General features: G+C 71.7%; 5 protein-coding genes. All 5 read left to right on the plus strand.

What is annotated here, in order from left to right; translation table 11 throughout:
* On the plus strand, nucleotides 1-612 hold a 612-nt coding region (locus C667_RS19970; RefSeq protein WP_004378959.1), incomplete at its 5' end, for a glutamate ligase domain-containing protein.
* Nucleotides 609-1,838, plus strand: coding sequence for a putative lipid II flippase FtsW (ftsW, locus tag C667_RS19975; RefSeq protein WP_004378960.1), 1,230 nt, complete (start codon nucleotides 609-611; stop codon nucleotides 1,836-1,838). The genes C667_RS19970 and ftsW, both read left to right, overlap by 4 nt.
* On the plus strand, nucleotides 1,835-2,905 hold the full coding sequence (gene murG, locus C667_RS19980) for an undecaprenyldiphospho-muramoylpentapeptide beta-N-acetylglucosaminyltransferase (RefSeq protein ID WP_004378961.1): 1,071 nt from the start codon (nucleotides 1,835-1,837) through the stop codon (nucleotides 2,903-2,905). The genes ftsW and murG overlap by 4 nt, the downstream gene beginning before the upstream one ends.
* Nucleotides 2,902-4,317: a UDP-N-acetylmuramate--L-alanine ligase gene (gene murC, locus C667_RS19985; protein WP_004378962.1), complete on the plus strand. Its 1,416-nt coding sequence runs from the start codon at nucleotides 2,902-2,904 to the stop codon at nucleotides 4,315-4,317. Before murG ends, murC begins: the two co-directional genes overlap by 4 nt.
* Nucleotides 4,314-5,228 (plus strand): D-alanine--D-alanine ligase, encoded by a 915-nt coding sequence (locus tag C667_RS19990; RefSeq protein ID WP_039922422.1) that lies wholly within the window; start codon nucleotides 4,314-4,316, stop codon nucleotides 5,226-5,228. The genes murC and C667_RS19990 overlap by 4 nt, the downstream gene beginning before the upstream one ends.
* Nucleotides 5,229-5,268: the final 40 nt, after the last annotated feature.

The raw sequence follows: 5,268 nt of genomic DNA on the forward strand, positions 1-5,268 counted from the left end.
GACGGTCGCGCCTGGCTGATGCACGGCGACCAGCGCCTGCTCGCGCTCGACGAGCTGCCGCTCGCCGGCCGCCACAACGCCGCCAACGCGCTCGCCGCGCTCGCGCTCTGCGAGGGTGGCCTGGGCATCGCGCCGCAGGCCCTGGTTCCCGGGCTGAAGGCCTTTCGCGGCCTGCCGCACCGCGTCGAGCTGGTCGCCGAGCGCGCCGACGGCGTGCGCTTCTACGACGACTCCAAGGGCACCAACGTGGGCGCGACGGTGGCGGCGCTCGCCGGCATGGACTGCCCGGTGGTGCTGATCGCCGGCGGCGACGGCAAGGGGCAGGACTTCTCGCCGCTCGCCCCGGTGCTCGCCGGCAAGGCGCGCGCGCTGCTGCTGATTGGCCGCGACGCCGGCCGCATCGCGCAGGCGGTGGCGGGCTGCGGCGTGACGATCGAGCACGCGCCCGACCTCGACGCCGCGGTGGCGCGCGCCAACGCCTGCGCGCAGGCGGGCGACGTGGTGCTGCTCTCGCCCGCCTGCGCCAGCCTCGACATGTTCCGCAACTACGCCCACCGCGCCGAGGTCTTCGTCGCCGCGGCACGCCGCCTGCCCGGAGTCAGTCCGCGATGAAGTTCGCCAGCACCTTCACCGGCCTGCTCCAGCGCGGCGGCGGCGCGCCCGATCCGGCGCGCGCGGCGGCCGATCGCCTCGGACGCCACGGCGCACCTGCGCGCGAGCTCGACCTGCTGCTGATCTGGTCGGCGGTCGGCCTGCTGCTGCTCGGCCTGGTGATGGTGTATTCGGCCTCGATCGCGATCGCCGAGGGCAGCCGCTTCACCAACTACCAGTCGCACTTCTTCCTGCTCCGTCACGCGGTCTTCCTCGCCGTCGGCATCGGCCTCGGCCTGGTGGCCTTCCAGCTGCCGATGGCGCGCTGGCAGCAGCTCGCCCCGGCGCTCTTCGTCGCCGGCGTGGTGCTGCTGATCGTGGTGCTGATTCCGGGCATCGGGCGCGAGGTCAACGGCGCGCAGCGCTGGCTCTCGCTCGGTCCGGTGAACCTGCAGCCCTCCGAGCTCATGAAGATCTTCGCCGCGCTCTACGCCGCCGACTACACGGTGCGCAAGCTCGACGTGATGGGCAGCTTCATGAAGGGCTTCGTGCCGATGATGGCGGTGATCCTGCTGGTCGGCTTCCTGCTGCTGCGCGAGCCCGACTTCGGCGCCTTCGTGGTGATCACCACGATCGCCTTCGGCGTGCTCTTCCTCGGCGGCGTGAACGTGCGCGTGTTCGTGCTGCTCGCGGTGGTGGCGGTGATCGGCTTCATGATCCTGATCTGGACCTCGCCCTACCGCCGCGACCGCATCTTCGGCTTCATGGATCCCTGGCAGGACGCCTACGGCAAGGGCTACCAGCTCTCCCACTCGCTGATCGCCTTCGGGCGCGGCGAGTGGCTGGGCGTCGGCCTGGGTGGCAGCGTCGAGAAGCTCTTCTACCTCCCCGAGGCGCACACCGACTTCCTGCTCGCGGTGATCGCCGAGGAACTCGGCTTCGTCGGCGTGCTGACGGTGGTGGCGCTGTTCGCGCTGATCGTGCACCGCGCCTTCATCATCGGCCGCGAGGCGATCAAGCTCGAGCGCTACTTCGCCGGCCTGGTCGCCCAGGGCATCGGCCTGTGGATCGGTATCCAGTCCTTCATCAACATGGGCGTGAACATGGGCCTGCTGCCCACCAAGGGCCTGACCCTGCCGCTGATGAGCTTCGGCGGCTCGGGCATCGTCGCCAACTGCGTCGCGCTCGCCATCCTGCTGCGGGTGGACTGGGAGAACCGCCAGCTCATGCGTGGGGGGCGGACATGAAGACGCTGATGGTGATGGCCGGCGGCACCGGTGGCCACATCTTCCCGGGCATCGCGGTCGCCGAGGAGCTGCGCGCGCGCGGCTGGCGCATCGTCTGGATGGGCAACCCCGAGGGCATGGAGGCGCGCATCGTGCCGCCGCGCGGCTACGACACCGCCTGGGTGCGCTTCGGCGCGCTGCGCGGCAAGGGCCTGCTGCGCAAGCTGCTGCTGCCGGTGAACCTGCTGTCCGGTTTCTGGCAGGCGCTGCGCGAGATTCGCCGCGCCCGGCCCGACGTGGTGCTCGGCATGGGCGGCTACATCACCTTTCCGGGCGGCATGATGGCCGCGCTGCTCGGGCGTCCGCTCGTGCTGCACGAGCAGAACTCGGTCGCCGGCCTGGCCAACCGCGTGCTCGCCCGCGTCGCCGACCGTGTGCTGAGCGGCTTCCCCGAGGTGCTGGAGAAGGCGGAGTGGATGGGCAACCCGGTGCGCGCCGACATCGCTGCGGTGCTGCCGCCGGCCGAGCGCATGGCCGGGCGCGAGGGTCCGCTGCGCGTGCTGGTGGTGGGCGGCAGCCTGGGCGCCGCGGTGCTCAACGAGACCGTGCCGCAGGCGCTGCTGCGCCTTCCCGCCGAGCAGCGCCCGACGGTGGTGCACCAGGCCGGCGAGCGCCAGATCGAGGCCTTGCGGGCGGCCTACGCGCGCGCGCGGGTCGAGGGCGAGCTGCGCCCCTTCATCGACGACATGGCGGCGGCCTATGCCGACGCCGACCTGGTGATCTGCCGCGCCGGCGCGCTCACCGTGGCCGAGCTCGCCGCGGCCGGGGTGGCCAGCCTGCTGGTGCCCTTCCCCTACGCGGTGGACGACCACCAGACCGGCAACGCGCGCTTCCTCGCCGACCGCGGCGGCGCCTACCTGCTGCCGCAATCCGAACTTACGCCCGACCGCCTGGCGGGCATTCTGTCCAGCCTGGACCGTGGCCGCCTGCTGCAGATGGCCGAGAACGCGCGCGCCCTCGCCAAGCCGCTCGCGGCGGTCGCGGTGGCCCATGTGTGCGCCGAGCTGGGCGGTGGAGAACAAGCATGAAGCACAAGGTCAGGAACATCCACTTCGTCGGCATTGGCGGCTCGGGCATGAGCGGCATCGCCGAGGTGCTTGCCAACCAGGGCTATCGCGTCAGCGGCTCCGACATCGGCGACAACGCCGCCACCCGCCGCCTGCAGAAGATGGGCGCGCACGTGGTGCGCGGCCATGACGCGGGCAACGTCGCCGACGCCGACGTGGTGGTGGTGTCGACCGCGGTGAAGGCCGACAACCCCGAGGTGGTGGCGGCGCGCGAGCGCCACATCCCGGTGGTGCCGCGCGCGCAGATGCTCGCCGAGCTGATGCGCTTCAAGCACGGCATCGCGATCGCCGGCACCCACGGCAAGACCACCACCACCTCGCTGGTGGCGAGCATCCTCGCCGAGGGCGGCATCGACCCCACCTTCGTGATCGGCGGCCGCCTCAACGCCGCCGGCGCCAACGCGCGCCTGGGCACGGGCGACTACCTGGTGGCCGAGGCGGACGAGTCCGACGCCTCCTTCCTGCTGCTCAACCCGGTGATCTCGGTGGTCACGAACATCGACGCCGACCACATGGAGACCTACGGCCACGACTTCGGCCGGGTCAAGCAGGCCTTCGTCGACTTCCTCCAGCGCCTGCCTTTCTACGGCGTCGCGGTGCTGTGCGAGGACGACCCCAACGTGCGCGAGATCCTGCCGCGGGTGACCCGCCAGGTGGTCCGCTACGGTCTCACCGAGACCGCCAACATCCGCGCCGAGAACGTGCGCGCCGAGGGCGGGCGCATGCTGTTCGACTGCGTGCGGGTCAACGGCACGACCTCGCGCCTGTCGATCGAGCTCAACCTGCCCGGCATGCACAACGTGCTCAACGCGCTCGCCGCGATCGCGGTGGCGACCGAGGTGCAGGTGCCGGATGCGGCCATCGTCAAGGCGCTCGCGGAGTTCAACGGCGTCGGCCGGCGCTTCCAGCGCTACGGCGAGGTCGCCCTGCTTGACCAGGACGGCGACGAGGCGGGCAGCTTCACGCTGGTCGACGACTACGGCCACCACCCGGTGGAGATGGCGGCGACCATCGCCGCGGCGCGCGGCGCCTTCCCCGGCCGCCGCCTGGTGCTGGCCTTCCAGCCCCACCGCTACACGCGCACGCGCGATTGCTTCGAGGACTTCGTCAAGGTGCTGTCGACCGTGGATGCGCTGCTGCTGGCCGAGGTCTATGCCGCCGGCGAGACCCCGGTCGTAGCCGCCGACGGTCGCTCGCTCGCGCGCGCGATCCGCGTCGCCGGCACGGTCGAGCCGGTCTTCGTCGAGGAGATCGTCGACATGCCGCGCATGATCCTGTCCGCCGCGCGCGACGGCGACGTCGTCATCACCATGGGAGCGGGCAGCATCGGCGCGGTGCCGGGCAAGCTCGCCAGCATCGAGGAAGCAGCGTGATGGCCCGGTTCGGAAAGGTTGCGGTGCTGTTCGGCGGGTCGTCCGCCGAGCGCGAGGTTTCGCTGATGTCGGGCGCTGCGGTGCTCGCCGCGCTGCAGGCCACGGGGGTGGATGCGCACGCCTTCGATCCGGCCGAGCGCGACCTGCACACCCTCAAGGAAGAAAGCTTCGAGCGCGCCTTCATCGCCCTGCACGGGCGCGGCGGCGAGGACGGCACGGTGCAGGGCGCGCTCGAGCTGATGGGCATCCCCTACACCGGCAGCGGCGTGATGGCCTCCGCGCTGTCGATGGACAAGTGGCGCACCAAGATGGTGTGGCTGTCGGCTGGCCTGCCCACGCCGCGCTACGCGATCCTGGAGCAGGACACCGACTGGGATGCGGTGGTGGCCGAGCTCGGCCTGCCGATCTTCGTCAAGCCGGTGCACGAAGGCTCGAGCATGGGCGCGACCAAGGTGGTCGAGGCCGGCCAGCTGCGGGCGGCCTGGGAACTCGCCGCGCGCTACGACAGCCTGGTGATCGCCGAGGAGTTCATCGCCGGCGCCGAGCTCACCGCGCCCTTCCTCGAGGATCGCGCGCTGCCGCTGGTGCGCATCGTCGCCCCGGACGGCAACTACGACTACCAGCACAAGTACTTCACCGACGACACGCGCTACGACTGCCCCTGCGGCCTGCCCGCGGCGCAGGAGGCCGAGCTGCAGGCGCTGGTGATGAAGTGCGCGCGCGTGCTCGGCTGCCGCGGCTGGGGCCGCGCCGACCTCATCCTCACCGAGGACGGCCGCCCCTACCTGCTCGAGATGAACACCTCGCCGGGCATGACCGGCCATTCGCTGGTGCCGATGTCGGCGCGCGTGGCGGGTCTGGACTTCACCGCGCTCTGCCTCGAGATCCTGCAGGGGGCCCGCCTTGGCTGAAGCCGCCACCCGCCCCGCGTCGATCCGCTCCGCCCAGGGT

Origin of the sequence: Thauera phenylacetica B4P, assembly GCF_000310225.1 — a bacterium.
Classification (GTDB): Bacteria; Pseudomonadota; Gammaproteobacteria; order Burkholderiales; family Rhodocyclaceae; genus Thauera; species Thauera phenylacetica.